This is a genomic window from Mycobacterium sp. B14F4 (assembly GCF_039871645.1).
Taxonomy (GTDB): Bacteria; Actinomycetota; Actinomycetes; order Mycobacteriales; family Mycobacteriaceae; genus Mycobacterium.
Genome location: NZ_JBDPMF010000001.1, coordinates 645,279 through 665,634 on the forward strand (window position 1 = coordinate 645,279; position 20,356 = coordinate 665,634).

At 68.3% G+C, this 20,356-nt stretch carries 20 protein-coding genes and 1 pseudogene; 11 read left to right on the forward strand and 10 right to left on the reverse strand.

Annotation, left to right across the window (positions count from 1 at the left end; genetic code table 11):
* Positions 1-5 precede the first annotated feature (5 nt).
* The 4 genes from ABGB19_RS03185 to ABGB19_RS03200 are packed head-to-tail and all read right to left on the reverse strand — an operon-like array spanning position 6 to position 4,062.
* On the reverse strand, positions 6-1,091 hold the full coding sequence (locus ABGB19_RS03185) for a hypothetical protein (protein WP_347683888.1): 1,086 nt from the start codon (positions 1,089-1,091) through the stop codon (positions 6-8).
* 59 nt (positions 1,092-1,150) lie between these two features.
* Positions 1,151-2,167 (reverse strand): hypothetical protein, encoded by a 1,017-nt coding sequence (locus ABGB19_RS03190; RefSeq protein WP_347683894.1) that lies wholly within the window; start codon positions 2,165-2,167, stop codon positions 1,151-1,153.
* Complete coding sequence (locus ABGB19_RS03195) at positions 2,164-3,486, reverse strand: peroxidase (RefSeq protein ID WP_347683896.1); 1,323 nt, start codon at positions 3,484-3,486, stop codon at positions 2,164-2,166. The genes ABGB19_RS03190 and ABGB19_RS03195 overlap by 4 nt, the downstream gene beginning before the upstream one ends.
* Before the next feature lie 15 nt (positions 3,487-3,501).
* The gene (locus ABGB19_RS03200; RefSeq protein WP_347683900.1) at positions 3,502-4,062 is read right to left on the reverse strand and encodes a hypothetical protein; all 561 of its coding nucleotides are present in this window, start codon (positions 4,060-4,062) and stop codon (positions 3,502-3,504) included.
* 305 nt (positions 4,063-4,367) lie between these two features.
* Between ABGB19_RS03200 and ABGB19_RS03205 the strand changes: the two genes are divergently transcribed.
* The 5 genes from ABGB19_RS03205 to ABGB19_RS03225 are packed head-to-tail and all read left to right on the forward strand — an operon-like array spanning position 4,368 to position 7,866.
* Positions 4,368-4,610 (forward strand): hypothetical protein, encoded by a 243-nt coding sequence (locus ABGB19_RS03205; protein WP_347684698.1) that lies wholly within the window; start codon positions 4,368-4,370, stop codon positions 4,608-4,610.
* Between the two features lie 44 nt (positions 4,611-4,654).
* Positions 4,655-4,999, forward strand: a complete 345-nt coding sequence (locus ABGB19_RS03210; protein WP_347683902.1) for a heme-binding protein — start codon at positions 4,655-4,657, stop codon at positions 4,997-4,999.
* Between the two features lie 26 nt (positions 5,000-5,025).
* Complete coding sequence (locus ABGB19_RS03215) at positions 5,026-5,799, forward strand: HAD-IIA family hydrolase (protein WP_347683904.1); 774 nt, start codon at positions 5,026-5,028, stop codon at positions 5,797-5,799.
* A gap of 34 nt (positions 5,800-5,833) precedes the next feature.
* A complete protein-coding gene (locus ABGB19_RS03220; protein WP_347683906.1) occupies positions 5,834-7,054 on the forward strand; it encodes a CoA transferase in 1,221 nt (406 codons plus the stop codon).
* Positions 7,051-7,866 (forward strand): acyl-CoA thioesterase domain-containing protein, encoded by an 816-nt coding sequence (locus ABGB19_RS03225; protein ID WP_347683908.1) that lies wholly within the window; start codon positions 7,051-7,053, stop codon positions 7,864-7,866. The genes ABGB19_RS03220 and ABGB19_RS03225 overlap by 4 nt, the downstream gene beginning before the upstream one ends.
* Here ABGB19_RS03225 and ABGB19_RS03230 read toward each other — a convergent pair.
* The 6 genes from ABGB19_RS03230 to ABGB19_RS03255 all read right to left on the reverse strand — a co-directional run bounded on the left by ABGB19_RS03230 (position 7,835) and on the right by ABGB19_RS03255 (position 15,537).
* A complete protein-coding gene (locus ABGB19_RS03230; protein WP_347683910.1) occupies positions 7,835-10,321 on the reverse strand; it encodes an AMP-binding protein in 2,487 nt (828 codons plus the stop codon). The two genes, ABGB19_RS03225 and ABGB19_RS03230, sit on opposite strands and share 32 nt — an antisense overlap.
* Positions 10,318-11,373 carry an ABC transporter ATP-binding protein gene (locus ABGB19_RS03235; protein WP_347683912.1) on the reverse strand — a complete coding sequence of 352 codons (1,056 nt, stop codon included), beginning with the start codon at positions 11,371-11,373 and terminating at the stop codon, positions 10,318-10,320. Before ABGB19_RS03235 ends, ABGB19_RS03230 begins: the two co-directional genes overlap by 4 nt.
* Positions 11,370-12,935, reverse strand: coding sequence for an iron ABC transporter permease (locus ABGB19_RS03240; RefSeq protein ID WP_347684700.1), 1,566 nt, complete (start codon positions 12,933-12,935; stop codon positions 11,370-11,372). Before ABGB19_RS03240 ends, ABGB19_RS03235 begins: the two co-directional genes overlap by 4 nt.
* 18 nt (positions 12,936-12,953) lie before the next feature.
* Positions 12,954-13,970, reverse strand: a complete 1,017-nt coding sequence (locus ABGB19_RS03245) for an iron ABC transporter substrate-binding protein (protein WP_347683914.1) — start codon at positions 13,968-13,970, stop codon at positions 12,954-12,956.
* Positions 13,971-14,139: 169 nt separating this feature from the next.
* Positions 14,140-14,616, reverse strand: a complete 477-nt coding sequence (locus tag ABGB19_RS03250) for a hypothetical protein (protein ID WP_347683916.1) — start codon at positions 14,614-14,616, stop codon at positions 14,140-14,142.
* Between the two features lie 102 nt (positions 14,617-14,718).
* Positions 14,719-15,537 (reverse strand): DUF1206 domain-containing protein, encoded by an 819-nt coding sequence (locus tag ABGB19_RS03255; RefSeq protein WP_347683918.1) that lies wholly within the window; start codon positions 15,535-15,537, stop codon positions 14,719-14,721.
* Positions 15,538-15,664: 127 nt separating this feature from the next.
* Here ABGB19_RS03255 and ABGB19_RS03260 point away from each other — a divergent pair, with 127 nt between their 5' ends.
* The 6 genes and pseudogenes from ABGB19_RS03260 (at position 15,665) to ABGB19_RS03285 (ending at position 20,213) form a co-directional block, all read left to right on the forward strand.
* The gene (locus ABGB19_RS03260; RefSeq protein ID WP_347683920.1) at positions 15,665-16,033 is read left to right on the forward strand and encodes a YraN family protein; all 369 of its coding nucleotides are present in this window, start codon (positions 15,665-15,667) and stop codon (positions 16,031-16,033) included.
* Positions 16,034-17,545: a YifB family Mg chelatase-like AAA ATPase gene (locus ABGB19_RS03265; protein WP_347683922.1), complete on the forward strand. Its 1,512-nt coding sequence runs from the start codon at positions 16,034-16,036 to the stop codon at positions 17,543-17,545. It begins immediately after the preceding gene.
* Positions 17,542-17,952: pseudogene (locus ABGB19_RS03270) on the forward strand (DNA processing protein DprA); the annotation flags it as partial. The gene ABGB19_RS03265 and the pseudogene ABGB19_RS03270, both read left to right, overlap by 4 nt.
* A gap of 25 nt (positions 17,953-17,977) precedes the next feature.
* Entirely contained in the window at positions 17,978-19,420 is a 1,443-nt protein-coding gene (locus ABGB19_RS03275; protein ID WP_347683924.1) for a recombinase family protein, read from the forward strand.
* Positions 19,421-19,827: 407 nt separating this feature from the next.
* Positions 19,828-20,028 (forward strand): helix-turn-helix domain-containing protein, encoded by a 201-nt coding sequence (locus ABGB19_RS03280; protein WP_347683926.1) that lies wholly within the window; start codon positions 19,828-19,830, stop codon positions 20,026-20,028.
* Positions 20,025-20,213, forward strand: a complete 189-nt coding sequence (locus ABGB19_RS03285; RefSeq protein ID WP_347683928.1) for a hypothetical protein — start codon at positions 20,025-20,027, stop codon at positions 20,211-20,213. The genes ABGB19_RS03280 and ABGB19_RS03285 overlap by 4 nt, the downstream gene beginning before the upstream one ends.
* Positions 20,214-20,356 lie beyond the last annotated feature (143 nt).

The window sequence follows — 20,356 nt, forward strand, 5'->3', positions numbered from 1 at the left end:
GACCGTCAGGCGACGTCAGCGGATTCAGTGTCTCCGGTGTCCGTGTCTCCGGTGTCCGCGGATTCCTCGTTGCCTTGGCCGGTCTGCGTTGCGCCGGAGATTGCCGTTGTGCCGCCGTCCTGCACGTTCCCCGCTGGATCGGGGACTTCTTCCTCGGTTTCCCTTGCATCCTCTTCGGCGACTTCTTTTTCGGAAGCCGTGTCCTCGGCTTCCTCCGCGCCGGCGGGATCCTCGCCGGCCTCCTGGCCGCCTCCCTGCTCCTCTGAGCCTTCTTCCCCTGAGCCCTGCTCCTCGGCGGTATCGGACTTGGTGAGTTCCTGCCCGTCCGGTTCGGGCTCGGTGGACAGCGTCAGCAACTTTGCGTCGTCGTCGAGGTCGGGCACCGATGTCGGGCCGGTCAGCTCGGCGTCGGTGGCAACCATGGCCGTCGGCGGTTGCGCGGCCAGCGCCGCAGCAATCGTCTGCTGATAGAACACGATCCCGTCGACGAGGATCTGCCCGCCGACGGCGAACGAAGCGAAGAAGTCACGCGTCGCGTCGAGGAAGGCGGTGGCGATGTTGCCGAGGTCGAACGTGAGGATGGCATCCACCACTTGCTGACCGCCAATTATCGACGCCTGAAGCACGGTCTCGACGGCTCCGACGAACGACAGGGCCAGCCCGATGAAGGCTTCGGGCGACGCGCTCGCCAGCGCCAACTGCCTCGCCAGCTCCCGCTCACTGAGTTCTATCGAGGACTCGATGAAGGGCAGACCCACAGCCGCGATCGAACCCACCAGAGCGGTCGAGATCGTGTCGAGTGCGCCGAGCAGGTCGAGCGAGAGCAGCTGCTGGGTGAGCAGTCGCAGTGTCTCGGGCACCGCGCCGATCACCTCTGCGAGGTTCGCGCCCGCTTGGGTCCAGGCCCCGATCTGGACCAGGAAGTCGCCGACCTCGTTGATCACGTACTGGCGGAGTATCGGAAAGGTGAAGATGTCGGCAACCGAGGCCGCCAGTTGCACGTCGGGCAGCGTCACCGAACGGACCTTCGCGACGGCGACCGGCACGTCGGGTGGCGCCGTGACGGGCGTAATCGGCGCGACGGCGATCACGCCCGCTCCAATCAGCGCGATACCCGTTGTGGTCCAAGGGCGTATCGCAGTGTGCATGGTTACTCCGGTTTCATCGTTGCCAGGTTGTGCCAGAGATTGCGCAGGCTGTCGGTACCACCGAACAGCGTGGTGAAGTGTGTGGAGTCGATCAGCACGATGTCGCCTGCGCGCCGGCCCGCCGGAGGCATCCAGATCAGAGCGTTGAACTCGGTGTCGCCCCCGGTGGTGAACGGGTGCGGCCGGTTCGGGTCGACACGTTGGCGGCCGAGCACGCGCAGGCCGTCGCCGGCGGGCGCCGTGAGTTCGTAGTGCGGCAGGTGCGGATGGAAGTTGAACGTGGTGACGTTGTCCAACAGTCGCGCGGTATCGAGATCGCGGAATCCGGTCAGCGGCGCGATCTCCCGGGTTCCCTCAACCACCGCGGGCCGCAGACCCCACGTGTTGTGCACCGGTACGTCGAGGGCTTTCATCAGCGATCGGGTGTACTGGCCGAACCGCTGCTGGCGCGGCACCAGGGGATCGCCGTGATGCTCGAACTCCATCTGCCGTTGGGCGAAGTCGTCGGTGAAGCCGACATCGTGGTGGGGCGCCAGTAGCAGGCACGTGCCCTCGCGCTGAAGCCACTGTCTGATCGCCGCGATCTCCTCGGTTGCGGCTTCCTGTTCGGAGAGGATGTGGTCGAGACCGAAAACCATAAGAGTGTCGGTGTCGGCGAGGATCCGGTCGTCGATCGGCAGCAGGTAGCCGGCCTGGTCGATGCGCTGGAACACCGCGACGGGGTGGCCGGTGGCCTCGCCCGCCAGTTCCTGGAACGCCAGCGTCGACCGGTGAAACAGTTCGAGCGTTCCCGCGATGCCCTGCAGGAAGTGCGCCGCGTTGTAGTCTGGCGTCTCGTAGTTGGGCCACAATGCGTTTCGGACCTCGGTCATGGTCGAGAAGCGGTTGTACATTTCGGCCGGGTCGCGCTGCGCTTCCCACGGGTAGCTCCAGGTCCAGTAGATGCTGATCCGTCGGCGGCCGTCGTGGTTACGGGCGACGTGGTTCTGGTTGTAGGTGCGTGCCTGCGCTGTGGTCATGTCTTACCCACAGTCGATAGATACCCCAACGCGTTGATCCCGGGAAGGAAGAAGTATGCGCCGCCCTTCAGTGTGGTGAACGCCGGGATACCCTTGTGTACCTTCCGTATGGGCCGCTTCGGCACGGTGAAGTCGAGCGTGCTGTCCTGCGTCCCGCAGATCGGGTCGTGCTCGTTGCCCAGCTCGTGAAAGGTCTTGTCGTTGATCCAGACGTTCTGGGCGAACTCGAACTGCCGCACCAGGTCTGCGCAGATGATGAATGCGGCGATGCCGCGATCGACGCCGTCGTCGGCCGCACCGTCGGGCAGTGCGGGGCCGTACGTCGCTCCGCGGCGGATCATGCGGCGCCGGTTCATGTAGTGCGCGGTGTCACGCGGGTTCAGCCGCCTGGCGTGCGAACCCAGCGGGCAGGCGTACCCGAACGGGTCCATCTCCTTGTAGTCGAAGTCGTTGTTGCGCATGGGATCTGCGCCCAGCTCGGGGTCGTCCTTGTCCGGTGCCAGCACGAGCGGCGCACCGCTTCGCCAGCGGCCCATGAACTTCGCGGCTAGGAGTTCTTCACCGTCCGCGTCCTCAGAGTTGTCCCGCAGGTAGTCGCGGAAGCGCGTGACGTGCTCCTGCAATCGGCGGTATGCCATGTAGCTCCCGTTGCGCGACAACGTATCGGGCTGAGGCAGATCGGTGACGGGCCCGTTCTCGTCGGGATAGCCGAGGATGAACTCGCCCGGTCCGAGTGGCGCGCCGGAACCCGGTGTGGGTTCCTCACCCGACCCCTTTATCACCGGCTGGGACAGCCGGTCACGGAACCCGAAGTGGTCGTGGGCATAGTTGAACGGCGGGGTCGCGTTCAGGTCGAGGTACGAGAGGCTACGCACACCGTCGGTGCGGGCGAGCAGCTTGTCGTGCTCCTCGATGGATCTGCGGCACTGCTCGTCGTCGCGTGCGAAGAGGATCGCGATGGCGTGTAATTCGTCGCTCGCCAAGCCGCCGACCCAGTTGTCCGGATGGTCCTCGCCGGAGTCGCCGAGGACGTCTGCTCGCGAGGCCATACCTTCTCTGAACGCGTCGGGGAAGGTGGCCAGCGACTCCTCCGGAACGCCGAGTGCCCGCAGCCCGGTCCACGTGAAGGCCACGGTGACCCACCGCCGCGTGCTGTCCATGGTCGCGGGCACGCTCGCTGCCGATTCGACCTTGTCCAACAGGGCCGACAACCACGCCCGGCCGCCGGACGGCGTGTCGAACGTGAGGAATTCGTACCGGCCGGTGATCGCCGGCGTCCGGGTCAGCAGGATGTGTTGGATGTCGTCGAGTTCGAGCATGTGCGGGCCCGAGGGCTACTGCATCTGGTCGAGCATGGTCGAGAACGCGGCCTTCAATCGAAGCGCCTTCTTGATCTCGTCCGCGGTGACGTATGGGTACTCGCCGTACTCGAGGAAGCTCGGAACATGATGATCGCGAACGAATTTCACGAATGCATCAGGGTTCTCCCTCCAGTCTTCCGGGAAGCCCTCGAGGTTGGTGAACGCCGTCGTGATGCCGGTCTGGCTGAACAGTTGCACCGCATCCTCGGTGTACTTGTCGAAGTCGGTGTCGAAGATGCCCTGATATTGGAAGTGCAGTCCGGAACCGACGTCGAAGAGGACCCAGCGCAGGTAGTGCAGTCGAAGCGGCGCGAGCACGTCGGGGCTGCCCGCGATCGCCTCTTCGATCTGCTTGCCGTAGGCGCGGATCGCTTCCTCCCGACCTTCCTTGACCTTGGCGATGATCGAGAATCCGTAACACGCCGGGGTCCTCGGGAACACCGGGCCGTAGCGGCCGCGCTCGAGTTCGAAGTATCCCTCTTTGGGAATGGCCATCGCGGCCGGCTTGGTCCAGTCCCAATCGACTTCTGCCATGCCACGTCCTCTTTCCGAACCGGGTGAGCCCGACGGTAGCACCGTTTAGTTTCTGCGCAGTGGTTTCGGCGGTTCGGTCACTCGGGTTGCGAGCGGTCACACGTTATCGCGGCTGGTAGCAGCTCCAACTTTGCGTTTTCGGACCGGATAGAGGTCTAAATCCTCTATTAGCCGGACAACGAGACCCGATGTCATGATCCTGAATACAGGGTCCTTTACATTCATTCAGGAAGGAGGACACTGTGAGAATTAACCGGCTGCGTTCAGTTTTGGTGGTGATACCGGCGGTGGTGCCCGTCGCCGTGATGATCGGTGCAGCGCCGGCAGCAGCGGACTGCACAAGTGCGGGTGCCGCCACGGTGTGCGCACAGGGAACGGTGCGGGGAGGCGGGCCGAGCGCACCCACCGCGGGGCCCGCTTATCCCGGTTACTGTGCCGACCCCTGGTACTGCAGCGACGACTGGGGTATCGACGTGATCGTGAATCCCGGTCCTCCCCCTCCGCCCATCGACATCGGACGCCCGGGGCGCCCGGGCGGTCCGCGCTGAGTCTCGCCCAGTAATCCGTCGTCCATTCGATCAAGGAGCTTGAGATGTTCTCTCGCAGCATTATCGGCGCCGGCCTGATCGCCGGTGCAACGCTTTTCGGTGCATCGGCGACCGCCGCCGCCGACCCGCCGAACTGCACGGCCGCTGACCTTGCCGGCGTCATGAGCGGGGTCTCCGCGGGTACGTCGTCGTACTTGTTCACCCATCCCGACGTGAATGCCTTCTTCACGGGCCTCAAGGGGAAGCCCAGGGACCAGATGACGGCCGAGATTCAGGCCTACATGGAGGCGAACCCACGCGTGCGCGATGAACTCCGCGCAGTACGGCAGCCCGCGGCCGACTTCCGGGATCGGTGCAACGCACCCATGCCCGACATGCCGATGGGCTGAGTATCCAAGCGGTGCACACTGGGGGTGTGCGCGACACACCGAAGTGCTGGCTCACCGACATGGACGGCGTCCTGGTGCGCGAGGAGCACGCGCTGCCGGGCGCCGCGGAGTTCCTGCAGCGACTGGTCGAGTGCGAGCGGCCCTTCCTCGTACTGACCAACAACTCGATCTTCACCCCACGCGACCTAGCGGCCCGGTTGATGCGCTCGGGACTCACCGTCCCGGAGGCGTCGATCTGGACCTCCGCGCTGGCGACCGCGTCGTTCCTCACCGACCAACTGCCCGGCGGCTCGGCCTACGTCATCGGTGAGGCCGGGCTGACCACGGCGCTGCACGAGGCGGGTTACACGCTCACCGACGTCGACCCCGACTTCGTCGTGCTCGGGGAGACACGGACGTACTCGTTCGAGGCGATCACCAAGGCGATCCGATTGATCCTGCAGGGTGCCCGGTTCATCGCGACCAATCCCGACGTCACCGGGCCGTCGGCGGAGGGTCCGTTGCCGGCCACCGGGTCCGTCGCCGCGATGATCACCAAGGCGACCGGGCGCGAGCCGTACTTCGTGGGCAAGCCGAATCCGATGATGTTCCGCAGCGCACTGAACCGGATCGAGGCCCATTCGGAGAGCACGGTGATGGTGGGCGACCGGATGGACACCGACGTCGTCGCCGGCATCGAGGCCGGACTGGAAACCATCCTGGTGCTCACCGGATCCACCACCGTCGACGAGGTCGAGCGGTATCCCTTCCGGCCCAGCCGCATCCTGCCGTCGATCGCGGAGGCCATCGAACTGGTGTGATCGCCGGCCGAGCCGGGCGCCTACACTGAGCGCGATGACCGGCACACCCGACGCCGCCCGGCCGCTGGCCGGGGTGCGCATCATCGAGATCTCGAGTTTCGTCGCCGTCCCGCTGGCCGGGATGACGCTGTCGCAGCTGGGTGCCGAGGTGACCCGGGTCGATCCGATCGGCGGTGCGGCCGACTACCGCCGGTGGCCACTGACCGGCGATGGCGAGAGCATCTATTGGGCGGGGCTGAACAAGGGCAAGCGGTCGGTGGCGGCCGACATGCGCACTCCGGAAGGGCAGGACCTCGTCCAGCGGCTGATCGCCGGCAGCGGGGTGCTGATCACGAATGTGGCTGGCCGGGAATGGCATTCGTATGACACGCTGACGCGGTTGCGTCCCGACCTGATCCATGTCGAGGTGTCCGGTCGCGCCGACGGCGGCACCGGCGTGGACTACACCGTCAACGCCGGCATCGGGTTTCCGTTGGTGACCGGGCCTTCGGAGTTGGCGGCCCCCGTGAACCACGTGCTACCGGCGTGGGATGTCACGTGCGGCATCTATGCGGCGCTGGCCGTGGTGAGCGCACTGCGGCACCGTGACGCGACGGGTCAGGGTCAGCGCGTCAGCATCCCGTTGGAGAACGTCGCGCTGGCCACGGCCGGCAACCTCAGCTTCCTCACCGAGGTGATGGTCAACGGCACCACGCGCGAACGGATCGGCAACTCGGTGTACGGCCAGTACGGCCAGGACTTCACCAGCAGCGACGGCGTCTCGTTCATGGTCGTCGCGCTGACCGGTCGTCACTTCCGCGACCTGGCCGAACTGACGGGAACCGCCAAAGCCGTTGCCGCACTCGCGGAGACGCTCGGCGCCGACTTCGCCGACGAGGGGCAGCGCTTCGAGCACCGAGACGCATTGAGCGGACTGTTCGGCGAGTGGTTCGGTACGCACACCGCCCAGGAGATCACCGCGGCGTTGTCGGCCACCTCGGTGCTGTGGGAGCGCTACCGCACCTTCGCCGAGGCGGCAACGGAGGCCAACGTGATCGCCAACCCGATGTTCACCCCCTTGGCTCAGCCGCGGATCGGGACGTATCTGGCTCCCGGGCTGCCGATGTCGATCGGCGGGCAGTATCCGCCTGCGGTTCCCTCACCCGCGCTGGGCGACGACACCACGAGTGTGCTGGGCGATTGGCTCGGGCTGACCGCCGACGAGGTGGACCGGCTCGTCGAGTCAGGCACCGTGGCGATCGGGCGCGGCGAATGAGCATGCTGCTCAAGCTGCTCGAACTGCGCGTCGGTGAGCGTGCCGACTCGTGGCTCGGTCCGGCCAGTGGCCCGGCCGGGAAGCGTTCGTACGGAGGACAATTCGTCGCTCAGAGCCTCGCGGCGGCGTGGCGCACCGTCGACGCGGATCGGCTGCCGACCAACGTGCACCTTCAGTTTCTGCGCGGCGGCGAGGCCGGTGACGACGTCGAGTACCGCGTCACCAGGGTCTTCGACGGACGCACGTCGTCGGCCCGGCGCATCGATTCGCATCAGCGGGACCGGTTGCTGACGACGGCCACGGCCTCCTTCGCCGTGCCTGCCCGCGGACCCGAACACGGCCGGCGGCAGGCGATGCCGCACGACCCGGACGCGCTGCCGCAGACGGGTCCCGCGGGTCCGGCGCCGTCGATGCCGCTCGACGAGCTCGACATCCGCATCGCCGACGACTCGTCGGGTGGTGAGTTCGTGCGCAGGCTGTGGTGGCGCGCCACCGTGCCCCTGCCTGATGACCCGGCGCTGCACACGCTCATCGCGGTCTACGTCACCGACGTGTACATGATCGACCCGGCGTTGCAGGTGCACGGGCACTCGATGCAGGCGCGGACACACCGCAGCGGTACCACGGACTCGGCGATCTGGTTTCACCAGCCGGTCTTCGCCGACGAGTGGAACCTGCTCGAGTCGACATCGCCCGCGGCCGCGCGGGGCAGGGGCGTCGTGACCGGCAGCTTGATCCGCGCCGACGGCGTCGTCGCGGCGACCATGGCGCAGGAAGGCCTTATCGCAGCGCGGGAACCGCGGCCGAGCTGAGGGAATCGACTCGACTGCGCATCCGCCGGCGCAGCGCGGTCACCAGTTGGGTCAGTAGGATGCCGACCGCGATCGAGGCGACCACGCCGACGGCGGGGTGGCCGTCGAACAGCGCGTAGACCTGGTAGTGCACCAGATAGGTGTACAGCGACGCCTCGGCGAGAACCCCTGCGGCCGTGGTCAGTGCGGCCGGGCAGCGGATGGTCGGCAGCCAGATCAGCAGCGCCAGCCCGCCCAGCACCAACAGCTCCCGCGTCAGGCTGTCGAAGTAGCCGTGCAACGCGGCCGCGAGCACCACGGTCAGCAGTACCCGGTGCCACGGGGTCGTCGCCTTCGCGGCCGCCCACCCGATGGCGAAGAACCAGAACGCCAGCATCGTGAACCACGCGTCGCGGCCCATGTCCAGCCCGAGGACGTCGTAGCGCAGGGCCAGCCCCAGGACCAGGAAGGCGCAGGCGACGGCGAACGGACGGCTGCGCTCGGCGCGGTCCAGGGCCGGTATCCAGAACAGCAGCGCCAGCGCGACCAGCGTCCACACCAGCACCTCGACGAACCAGAGCCGGCCGGCGGTCATGCTGTCGTGCGGGCCGAGGAACTTGTTGGCCAGCAACAGGTTCGACCACGTGTAGTCGCGGGTCACCAGCAGCGCGACCGCGACCCACAGCACCGAGGGGACCGCGATCCACCCGATGGTGTCGCGCAGGTGGCGCACCCGCTCGGTACGCGGCAGGGGAGTCATGCAGAACCGGCCGAAGTTGTAGCCCGCGACACCGAGCAGCAGATGTGCGCCGCCCCACAGTTCGAACAGGGCGGCGTGGGAGCCGACGATGAGCACGATCGCGACGGCCCGCAGCGCCACGCTGGTCTCCACCGCCGCGGACCAGACGCGGCGCCGGCGCCGCGGCGCGGCGCGGGCATCCAGGTCCCGCAGCGGCCGCTGCGGCCAGTCGGCGGGCAGCTGTCCGAGCGCACGCTCCAGCCGGACCGACATCGTCACGTAGGACAGTGAATTGCCGCCGAGGTCGACGAAGCTGGAGTCGGGATCGACGGCGGCCCGATCGATCTGCAGCACCTCGGCGAAGAGCGCCCGCAGGTCTGCTGCGGGCGGCTCGTCCTGCTGGCCGGCGAGCCGGCGCAGCGTCGGGTAGTCGGGCTTGCCCGAGGGCAGCAACGGTAGCTCGTCGACGACGACGACCCGTACCGCCGAGGTGGGCATCCCGGCGGCCTGCGCGGTGACACGGCGGACATCGGCTCGGGCGCCGTCTGTCACTGCGACGATCAGGTGGTCGTCGTCGCTGGTGCAGAACGCGGCGACACCCTGCGCGCGCAACGCGGATTCCACGCGTTGCAGGTCGATGCGCAGACCGAAGACCTTGACGAACCGGCTGGTGCGCCCGACGATCTCGTACAGCCCGTCGGGGGCGCGCCGGGCGACGTCGCCGGTGTGCAGCGCCTCGACGGTCTTGCCGAGCGCGAGGTCGGCCGGGCCGTGCGCGTAGCCCATCATGACGTTGGGCCCGCGGAACACCAACTCGCCGACGGCGTCGTCGGCCCAGCCCTCGATGGGCTCGACGGTGAACGAGCCACCCGGTATCGGCAGGCCGATCGAGTCCGGCCGTGACAGCGCCAGTTCCGGTGCCAGATAGGCCATTCGGGCGGTCGCCTCGGTTGCCCCGTACATGACGAACAGATCCCAACCGCCGTCGCGCGCGTACTCGGCGAAGCGCCGGACGCGCTCGGGTGGCATTCGCCCGCCCGCCTGCGTGACGTAGCGCAGATCGGGTAGGTCCATGGCGGGGAAGCCGATCCGCTCCAGCAGTTCGAAAGTGTACGGCACGCCCGCGAACGACGTGCCCCGGTGGCGGCCGAACAACCGCCAGAACTCGTCATCGGTCACGGACCGGTCGGTCAGGATGAGCGCGGCGCCACGCAACAGGTGGCTGTTGACCACCGACAGCCCGTAGCAGTAGGACATCGGCAAGGTGGTTGCCGCCCGGTCGGTTTCGCGGATGCCGAGATAGTCGCCGATCGTGGCTGCGTTGGACACCAGGTTGGCCTGCGACAGTCTCACCAACTTCGGCGAGCCGGTGCTACCGGACGTCGACAACAGCATCGCGAGGTCGTCGTGCAGGCGGTGCGCCGTGCCCGTGTGCCGGTGACGGATCGCACCACCGGCGACGACGGTGTCGGGGTCGTAGGTCTGCAGCATCGTCGTGTGTTCGCGGCCGGCCGGAACCGGAATGACGACGTGGCGCCCGGCGAGGGCGCCGAGGTAATGCACCAGGGTGACGATGTCGTTGCGCGCCTCGAGCAGCACCAGGCGTCGGGTGTCGCCGAGGTCGCGCGCGGCCGTGGCGACCCGGTCGGCGAGATCGGCGTAGGTCAGCTGCTCGGAGTCGGTCAGCACCGCGACGGCAGTGCCGTGTGCGCGCAAGTGCTCGGCGAGCCGGCTCATGGGAGCACGACTCCGGAGCCCACGACCTCGATACGGACCTTGGCATCGACGGGCGGTGGATCGAGGCTGTGCTGGCGCACGACGATCGGGTCCGCATCGCCTGCGGGGTCGATGGTCAACAGCACGTCGTGTCCGAGGAACTCGACGGCAAGCACCGTGCCGACACCGTCGAGCTGTTCGGTGTCCGAAACCACCGTCGCGACAAGTTGTTCGGGCCGCAGCAGGAGCGTCGCGGGACCCGGGGGCGGTGCGCCGAGCACGGGAACGCACCCGAGCACGCTGTCGGCGACGCCCGAGGTGACCCTGCAGGGCAGCGAGATGCAGTCGCCGAGGAACTCGGCGGTGAAGTGGTCGCCGGGCCTGCGGTAGACCTCCTGAGGCGGCCCGACCTGAGTGAAGCGGCCGTCGCGCATCACCGCGACCTGGTCGGCGATCGAGAGCGCTTCCTCCTGGTCGTGGGTGACCAACAGCGTCGTCACCCCGGCGTCGGCGAGCAGACGCGCCACGGCCTTGCGGGTGGAGGCGCGCAGTCCGGTGTCGAGCGAACTGAACGGTTCGTCGAGCAGCATGACGGCGGGCCGGCGGGCCAGGGCCCGGGCGAGGGCGACCCGCTGTTGCTGACCGCCCGACAGTTCGTGAGGTCGGCGGTGCGCGTACGACGGGTCGAGCGACACCGTTTCCAGTAGCTTGGCGACACGAGCGCGAACATCGTTGCGGCGCAGCGATTTCGGCAATCCGTAGGCGACGTTCTGACCGACGGTCAGATGCGGGAACAGTGCGCCGTCCTGTGCGACGTAGCCCACCGCCCGACGGTGCGGCGCCACGCTGCTGTCCGGGCTCGCGACCTGACGGCCGGCGATGATCACGGTGCCGGTGTCGGGCGTCTCGAAGCCGGCGATCAACCGCAGCAGCGTCGTCTTGCCGCACCCCGACGCCCCGACGACGGCGGTGATGGTCCCGGCGGGCAGATCGAGGTCGATGTGGTCGAGCACGGTGACACCACCGAACGACTTCCCGAGTCCGCGCACCTGCAGCACGATTGGGGCGCTCACAGCGCGGCCGCCTTCGTCGACTGCCGGAACAACAGCAGCGTCACCGGGAACGCGAGGACGACGAGCATCAGCGCGTAGGGTGCGGCCGCCGCGTAGTCCAGCTCGCTGGAAAACGACCAGAACAGCATCGACAACGTGCGGGTGCCGGTGGGTGCGAGCAGCAGGGTGGCGGTCAACTCCGTTGCCACCGCGACGAATACCAGCGATGCGCCGGCTGCGGCGGCGGGCGCGGTCAGCCGCAGCGTGACACGCAGGAAGGTGGCGGTCGGGGAACTGCCCAGCGACCGGGACGCCTCTTCGAGGCCGGGCGGCACCTGGGCCAGCCCGGCCCGCACGTTGACCAGCGCCCGCGGCATGAACAACAGGACGTAGGCGAACACGATGAGCGCCACGCTCTGGTACAGCGGTCGGGCGTAGTGGATGGTCGCGGTGACCAGCGCAAGTGCGGTGACGATGCCGGGCAGTGCGCTGGTGACGTAGTTGGCGCCCTCGACGGCGCGGGCCAAGAAACCGCTGGAGCGCACGGCCACCCAGGCGACAGGGAAGGCGAGCACCGTCGTCAGGATCGCGGCCGCGGACGCCAGCCCGATGGTCTGCCCCAGCGCCCGCAGGAGGTCGTCGACGACCCACACCTCTGCGCCGCCGATCCACAGCCAGCGCAGGATCGTGGCGACCGGAACCCCGATCGCCAGCACCGCCAGCGTCAGCAGGGCCGTGGTCGCGGGAAGCTTGCTGTGGCGCAGGCGAAGCGGCGTCACGGCCCGGGGCGCACCCGATCCGATCCTGGCGAATCGGGCGCTGCCGCGGGCGCCCGCCTCCGCGGTCAGCAGCGCCAGGCACAACAGGACCAGCACGCCGGCGAGCATGCTGCCCGCCGTCCCGTCGAAGGTGACCTGGAACTGCTGGAAGATCGCGACGGTGAAGGTGTCGAATCGCACCATCGCGAACGCGCCGTACTCCGCGAGCAGATGCACTCCGATCAGCAGCCCGCCACCCAGGATCGCCAGCCGCAGCTGGGGAAGCACGACGCGGAAGAACACCCCGGCCGAGTCCGACCCCAGTGCCCGCGCAGACTCCTCCACGGCCGGATCGAGCCTGCGCAGCGTCGCGGCGGCCGGCAGGTACATGAACGGGAAGTACGACAGGGTGGTGACGAGCACCCCGGCCCACAGTCCGTGCAGCGACGGGATCACGCCGACCCAGGCGTAGCTGTTGACGAAGGCCGGAACGGCAAGCGGCGCAACGAACAACGGTCGCCAGAAGGTCCGGCCCGGCAGGTCGGTCCGCTCGACCAGCCACGCCACCCCGACGCCGAGCACCACGCACAGCGGGACCGTGATGACCACCAACGCGACGGTGTTGACCAGCAGCTCGCCGACCCGTGGCCGCACGATCAGCTCGTAGGCGCGCGCCCAGCCGACCGACAGCGTCGCCCACGCCACGTACCCCAGCGGAATGCAGGTCGCGGCCACCAGCACGGCGACGGTGACCGAGACCAACGGACCGGGGCGCGCGGTCCTACCGGACCGCGATACCGAAGTCGCGGGCCGGGTAGGGGGCAGGGTCGGGGCGTCGACCACCTACAGCAGGCCAGCCTTCGTCATCAGATCGGTCACCTGCTGGGCATTCAAGGTCGACGGGTTCACGTCGGGCGCCTGCAGTGTATCCAGCGGCGGCAGTGCGGGATTGGCGGGTACGCCGCTGGCGACCGGATACTCGAAGGAGGTGCCCTTCTCGAGCACCTCCTGGCCCTTCCTGCCGGTGATGAACCGGATGAACTGCTGCGCCTGATCATTCTCGTCGCTGGAGGCCAGCACGCCGCCGCCGGAGAGGCTGACGAATGCGCCGGGGTCCTGGTTCTTGAAGTAGTGCAGCGCCGTGTTCGCGCTCATCTCTTTGGTTTTCGACTGATCGCGGAACCAGTAGTAGTGGTAGATCACGCCGCCGTCCACTTCACCGGCGTTGACCGCCTTGAGGGTGGCGATGTTGTCGCTGTAGATCTTGGCGTTGGCCTTCATCGCGGCCAGCCACTGTTCGGTGGCCTGCTCGCCCTTCAGCTGCAGCAGTGCCGAGACGATGGCCTGGAAGTCGGCCTTGGTCGGCGGCGCCCCCCAACGGCCCTTCCACGCCGGCTGCTGCAGGTCGAGCAGCGACTTCGGCAACTGGCCGGGCTGCAGCCGGGACGTGTTGTAGACGAACACGGTGCTGCGTGCCGCCACCCCGGTCCACTTGCCGCTCGGCGGACGGTACTGCGGCGGAACCTGATCGAGCGTGTCGGGCTCGAGATCGGCGAACAGCCCGGCGCGCTCGACGGCCGCCATGGCGGGGGAGTTCTCGGTGAGGAACACATCGGCGGGGGAGCCGTCGCCTTCGGCGACGAGCTGATTGCCGAGTTCGGTGTCCCCGCCCTGCCGGTAGGTCACCTTGATGCCGGTCTCCTCGGTGAAGGCGTCGATCCACTCCTTCGTCAGCGACTCGTGCTGGGCGTTGTAGATCAGTAGCTCGTCGCCGCCCTGCGACCCCGAGCAGGCGGTGGCGCCGGCCACCACGGCAAGGGTCGACAGGGCTGCGGCGATCCGCTGCCACCGAAGTCGCATAGGGAAGGTCCTTCCACCTTTGTCCAGCTCAGACGCGTGCCTTAGCTGAGGGTTACCTAAATGAACATACCCCTGCCGGTGCCTGCACTGGATTGCCGTGCCGGAAATCGGGCAGTCCCGGCCCTCTCGCCGGGCTCCCCGGCGGCGACCGGCCGCTGACGGACGGCTGCTACGCGGCGCCTGGCGCGGGTCCGATCTTGGTCAACGACAGGTCGTTGGCGCCGTTGTAGGCGTCGCCGTCACAGATCCCCGGCTCGTAGTAGGAGCGCACCCCGGTGCCCGTTGCGGCGTCCCACGCGTAGTTCATCGGCAGGTTGTGTTTCGAGCCGTCCTCGCACGTGAGCGCATCGGGAGTGTCGACGCCGCGGAGCATCCACCAGCCAACCTGCCAGTAGGCGTTCGCACTCCACCCCGGATACTTCCGCTCGGTGTCGCCCGCGCCGAACTCGATGACGCGGACGCACTGGTTCGCCTGGTCCTCGCACGGCGTCACGACCCACGTCGTCGTCCCCCACGGGTACTTGGCGTCGTACGTACCGACCGCGTTCGACGTGATTTCGTCTGCGGCGGACGCCGGGCCGGCGATTCCGACCGCGACGACACCTGCCGCGAGAACGGACGCAGCGGTCGCCCCCCTGGATCTCATGACGCTCCTCATGGTCTGCCCCGGCGTGCAAGGAGTATGCATCAGCCAGGGGTGGGCCCGGATGGAATCGATGCGCGCTCGGCCCGGCCGGGCGGAAACCGGCTACATGCGGCCGTGGCGGGCCCGCACGAAGCTGTAGGCGCCGAATGCGGCGATGCCGACCGCGGCGAGGATGAGCAGGACCTTGCCGAACGGCGCCTGTCCGAGGGCCTTGACCGCTGCGTCGAGTCCGGACGCTTTCGCCGGGTCGGCCTGCAGTGTCGCTACGATCACGAGGATGCCGGCCCCGGCGAGCACCAGGCCCTTGGCGGCATATCCGGCGATGCCGACGGCTTTGACGCCGGTGCCACCCGAGATGCGCAGGTCCTTGAAGAACTTCTTGGTGACGCCCTTGTAGACGTGGTAGCCGCCGACGGCGATCAGCCCCAGGCCGACGGCGATCAGCACGGCCTTGCCCCAGCCGGACTGCATCATCTGCGCGGACAGGCTGGAGTTCTGCCGGCTGCTCTGTTGTCCGGAGCCCATGGCGAAGCGGGCGGCCGAGAAAGCGATCGCGAAGTTGACGATTCCCAGCCCGAGTGCCTTGGCGCGCTTCCACGCGGGGGTGTCGTCGCCGTATGCTCCGGAGCCCTCGCCGGGTTTGGCGCCGATGATCGCCTCGGCCACGCGCCACAGACCGAGCGCCAGTAGGCCGATGGCCACCACCCACAGCAGCACCGTGCTTCCGGTCTGCTTTGCCAGGGTGTCCAGCGCGCCGGACTGGTCGGCGTTGCCGCCCGACCCGAACGCGATGCGCAGGATGAGGTAGCCGACGAGGAGGTGCAGCACCCCGCTGACGGCAAAACCGGCGCGTGCCGTGTACTCGAACGCATCGCTGTTCGTCGCGCGGTGTGCGACGCCGTGCAGGGTGTTGTCGGCCATGCGCCCCTTTACCCGGTTGTTGACGTGGCCGAAACGTCTGATCTGCCGGTTGTGGATGAATGTGCGGTTGGGGATGACGCGGGGCGGGGCCGGCCGTCCTGTCGGGCCTTGTCCGCAGGGTGTGGGCATGACTTCGTGGACACGTGCCGAGATCGGCGCGCTGGGTGAGCAACTCGCGGTTGAGCACTTGCAGGCGCTGGGGCTGCGGGTGGTGGAGCGCAACTGGCGGTGCCGGTACGGCGAACTGGACGTCGTCGCCGCCGACGACGCCGCGCGCACGGCGGTGTTCGTCGAGGTGAAGACGCGCACCGGCGACCAGTTCGGCGGTGTCGCGCAGGCCGTGTCGCCGCAGAAGCTGCGCCGACTGCGCCGCCTCGCGGGGCTGTGGCTGGCCGCGCACGACGGCGGCTGGTCGCAGGTGCGCATCGACGTCATCGGCGTGCGCATCGGCAGGCGCCGCACGCCCGAAGTCAGCCACCTTCAGGGGGTGGGGTAAATGGCGCTGGGGCGGGCGTTCTCGATGGCCGTGCGCGGCCTCGAGGGGCAGACGGTCGAGATCGAAGCCGACATCGCCTCCGGGCTGCCCGGGGTCCATCTGGTCGGACTGCCCGACGCTGCTCTGCAGGAGTCGCGCAACCGGGTCCGCGCGGCGATCACCAATAGCGGCAACGTGTGGCCGATGTCGCGGCTGACGCTGGCGCTGTCGCCGGCGACGTTGCCCAAGATGGGGTCCGTCTACGACCTGGCGTTGGCGCTGGCCGTGTTGTCGGCGAACAAGAACAGGCAGTGGGCCCGGCTCGAAAAGACGGTCCTCCTGGGCGAATTGGCGCTCGACGGTCGGGTGCGCGCGGTCAAGGGCGTGCTGCCCGCGGTGCTGGCCGCACGGCGCGAAGGCTGGCCCGCGGCGGTGGTCCCCTTCGACAACCTCGCCGAAGCAAGCCTGGTCGAGGGCATCGAGGTCTGGGGCGTGCACAGCCTGACGCAGCTGCATTCGTGGATCAGGGGCAAGACCGCGCTCGAGCATAGGATCGCATCACCGTCGTCACGTCGGGAGCCGACGGCCGACCTCGTCGACGTACTCGGACAGACCCACGCGCGGTATGCCGTCGAGGTGGCCGCCGCCGGTGGTCATCACCTGATGCTGACCGGACCGCCGGGCGTCGGTAAAACAATGCTGGCTCAACGCCTTCCGGGAATACTGCCATCCCTGTCGGAGAGCGAGGCGCTCGAGGTGACGGCGATCCACTCGGTGGCCGGCCTGCTGTCGGGTGACACGCCGTTGATCACCCAGCCGCCGTTCGTGGCACCACATCACACGTCGAGCGTGGCCGCGATGGTCGGCGGCGGAACGGGGATGGCCCGGCCGGGGGCGGTCAGCCGGGCGCATCGGGGCGTCCTGTTCCTCGACGAGTGCGCCGAGATCGGCGTCAGCGTGCTGGAAGCGCTGCGAACCCCGTTGGAGGACGGCGAGATTCGTCTTGCCCGTCGCGACGGTGTCGCACGGTATCCGGCGAGGTTTCAGCTGGTGCTGGCCGCGAACCCGTGTCCGTGTGCGCCCCCCGACCCGCGCAACTGTGTCTGCAACGGACAGGAGAAGCGGCGATATCTCGGCAAGCTGTCGGGCCCGCTGATGGACCGGGTGGATCTGCGGGTGGAGATGCATTCCCTCGGAGCCGGCGCGATCGCCGCGCAGGACGGGGAGTCCACTGCCGTGGTCCGCGAGCGGGTGGCCGCGGCGCGGGAGGCGGCCGCCGAGCGGTGGCGGCCCTACGGGATCGGGACCAACGCCGAGGTGAGGGGCTCGCTGCTGCGGCGAAAGTTCCGGCTGCCCGCCGCGGTGATGGCGCCGCTGCATGCCGCGCTGGACCGCAAGACGCTCAGCGTGCGCGGCATGGATCGCACGATGCGCGTCGCGTGGTCGCTGTGCGACCTTGCCGGGCGTACCTCACCGGTGCGCGAGGACGTCACGACGGCATTGAGTTTCCGGCAGGGAGGGCAGGTGCAATGACGGACGAACTGGCGCTGGCGTGGGCGTATCTGTCCCGGGTGGCCGAACCGCCGTGCCGCGAGCTTGCGGCGCTGGCGGCGCGGGTGGGCGCGGTGGAAGCCGCCGACCGGGTGCGGCGTGGCCACGCGGGAGATGCGGTCGATCCGTTTGTCGAGGCTCGACGGGAAAGCGACTGCGCGCGAGCCGATCTGGAGATACTCGATCGCCTCGGCGGGCGGTTGATCACGCCGGACGACGACGAATGGCCGCTGTTGGCGTTCACCGCGTTCCGCGGTGTGGCCGATCGGGCGCGAGCACATGCGCCGATGGTGCTGTGGGCGGTCGGTCCCACGGCTCTCGACGAGGTCGCCTACCGGGCGGCGGCGCTCGTCGGGACCAGGGCTGCGACGGCGTACGGCCAGCATGTACGAGGGGCGCGTATGCTGCTGGGCTATGCACACACCCACGCGCACCGCGATCTACACCCGCATCAGCAAGGACCGCAACGGCGAGAGCCTGGGCGTCAAGCGTCAGGAGCAGGAATGCCGCAAGCTGGCCGCCCGGCTGGGCTGGCAGGTCGTGGAGGTGTTCTCCGACAACGACATCAGCGCCTACAACGGCAGGGTGCGGCCCGGCTTCGAGCGCCTGCTCGACGCGATCAAGAACGGCGACGTAGACGGCCTCATGGCCTGGCACACCGATCGGCTGTACCGCAGCATGAAGGACCTGGAGCGGCTGATCGAGATAGCCGAGTTGGCCAAGCTGCCCATTCGCACCGTCAACAGCGGCGAGCTTGACCTCGCCACCAGTGCGGGCAAGATGGTGGCCCGCATACTTGGCAGCGTGGCACGGCAGGAGAGCGAGCACACCGGCGAGCGGCGCAAGCAGCAGTACGCGCAGAAGGCCGCAGCGGGTGGCTGGGGCACCAACGGGAACCGGCCCTTCGGCTACGGCAATGGGCCGAGCGTGCGGCCCGATGACCGCAAGGTTGGGGTGGCAGGCATGCCGTTCGAGCCAGAGGCCAGCATGTTCCGCCAGGCGGTGGCCGACGTGCTGGCGGGCAAGAGCCTGCGTGGCATTGCCCGCGAGTGGAACGCCAGCGGCGTGACCACCACGAAGGGCACCGAGTGGTCGAGCACCCGCATTCGCCGCATCCTGCTCAACCCGCGCTACGCTGGCATCAAGACCCACCTGGGCAAGGAGGTTGGCACCGGCGACTGGACGCCGCTGGTGGACGTGGACACCTACCGGGGCCTGGCGACTTACCTCAACGATGATGCGCGGGTTACGAATACGAGCTTCGGGCGCAAGTGGCTGGGCAGCGGTGTATACCGCTGCGGGGTGTGCGGCAGCACCATGCGCATCTCCTGGCCCGGCAGTCGCCGCACAGCCACCGGGCGGCGCTACACGTGCTCCAAAGGCTCGTGCGTCATGCGCGCGGGCCAGGTGGTGGACGACTATGTGGTGGCCTCTCTGCTTGAGCGGCTGTCGCTGCCCGACGCCCAGGTACTGCTGGACAACCCCAAGGTGGACCTGCGCAAGCTGCGTACCCGCCGGGCCGCCCTGGTGGCGAAGTTGGACCAGCTGGTCGCCATGTTCAACGAGGACGCCATTGACGCGGACCAGCTGCGTAAGGGCAGCCTGGACAACCGCGCGAAGATCGCGCAGATTGACGCCCAGCTGGCCGCCGCCACCCGCAGGTCACCGGCGGCGGCGCTGGTGGCCAGCGGCAAGCGCTTGCATGAGCAGTGGGTCGGTATGACGATTGAGCAGCAGGCGCAGGCGCTCGACGAAATCGCGGTGGTGACCATCCTGCCGCTGCCCAGGCGCGGGGTGCGCGGGTTCCAGCCCGAGTACGTGACGGTGGTGTTCAAAGGCGACACCGCCCTGATCTGAGTTGCTGCCGCGCGCGCTGATCTTGTGCCAGCCAGCTGCGGCGGCGCCCCGGTCCTCAACACGCCCGGCCCCCCCGCGTGTTATCTGCCACTTGGAAGGTGGCCGGGCGGGCGTCTATCCGCAGGTAAACCACGCCCAGCGCGCTGCGCAATTCACCTGTGCAGCAACCACTGCCGCTGATCCCCTCCCAACGCCCTGGCGGCGTATGCGGGTAGCATATGCAGCGCATAGCCAACCTGCACTCGTACGTCGTACTGCGGGGACCGGCCACCGCGCCATACCGGGTGCACTTGGCCTTACGCCCCACTCGGGGGAACTCCTGGCGGTTGGGCAACACCACGGCAGCGCACAACGCGCAGCCACTGAACGTAACCCGTTGAGTGACTGTCGTTTTGAAGGAAACACCCGTGGCACGCCTACCCCGAGAAGTTCTCGAACAAGCCGTCGAGCAGATTAACCGCGAGACCCTCAGCATCAGCCAGCTGGCCAAGCTCGCAGGCAAGCACCCCGACACCATCATCAGGTACATCGCCAAGGGCCGACTGCACGCCTTCAAGGTCGGGCACGCCGTGCTGATCTGGCGCGACGACGCCAAGGCGGCGCTGTGACTGCCGCCAAGCGCACCCGCACCGGACCCGCCGAGGGTGAACAGCTGGCGCAGTGGATGGTGCCGCTCAGCCCCGAGGTCCGCGAGGCCGTGCGCCGCAACGCCGCCCAGGCCCCGCCACTCACGGCGCGGCAGCGCGCCAAGCTCCAGCTGCTGTTCAACAGCAGGCTCGGCGGTGCTGCGTGACGAGTCCCCGCGATGCCTCATGCAGCATGTGCGACTACAACGGCATGGTCGAGGTCTACCCCGAAACCGGCGCCGCCTGGTCAATCCTCGCCCGCTGCCCGCATGACGCCACCCAACTACTGGACCTTAGATGCCGCGTCAAA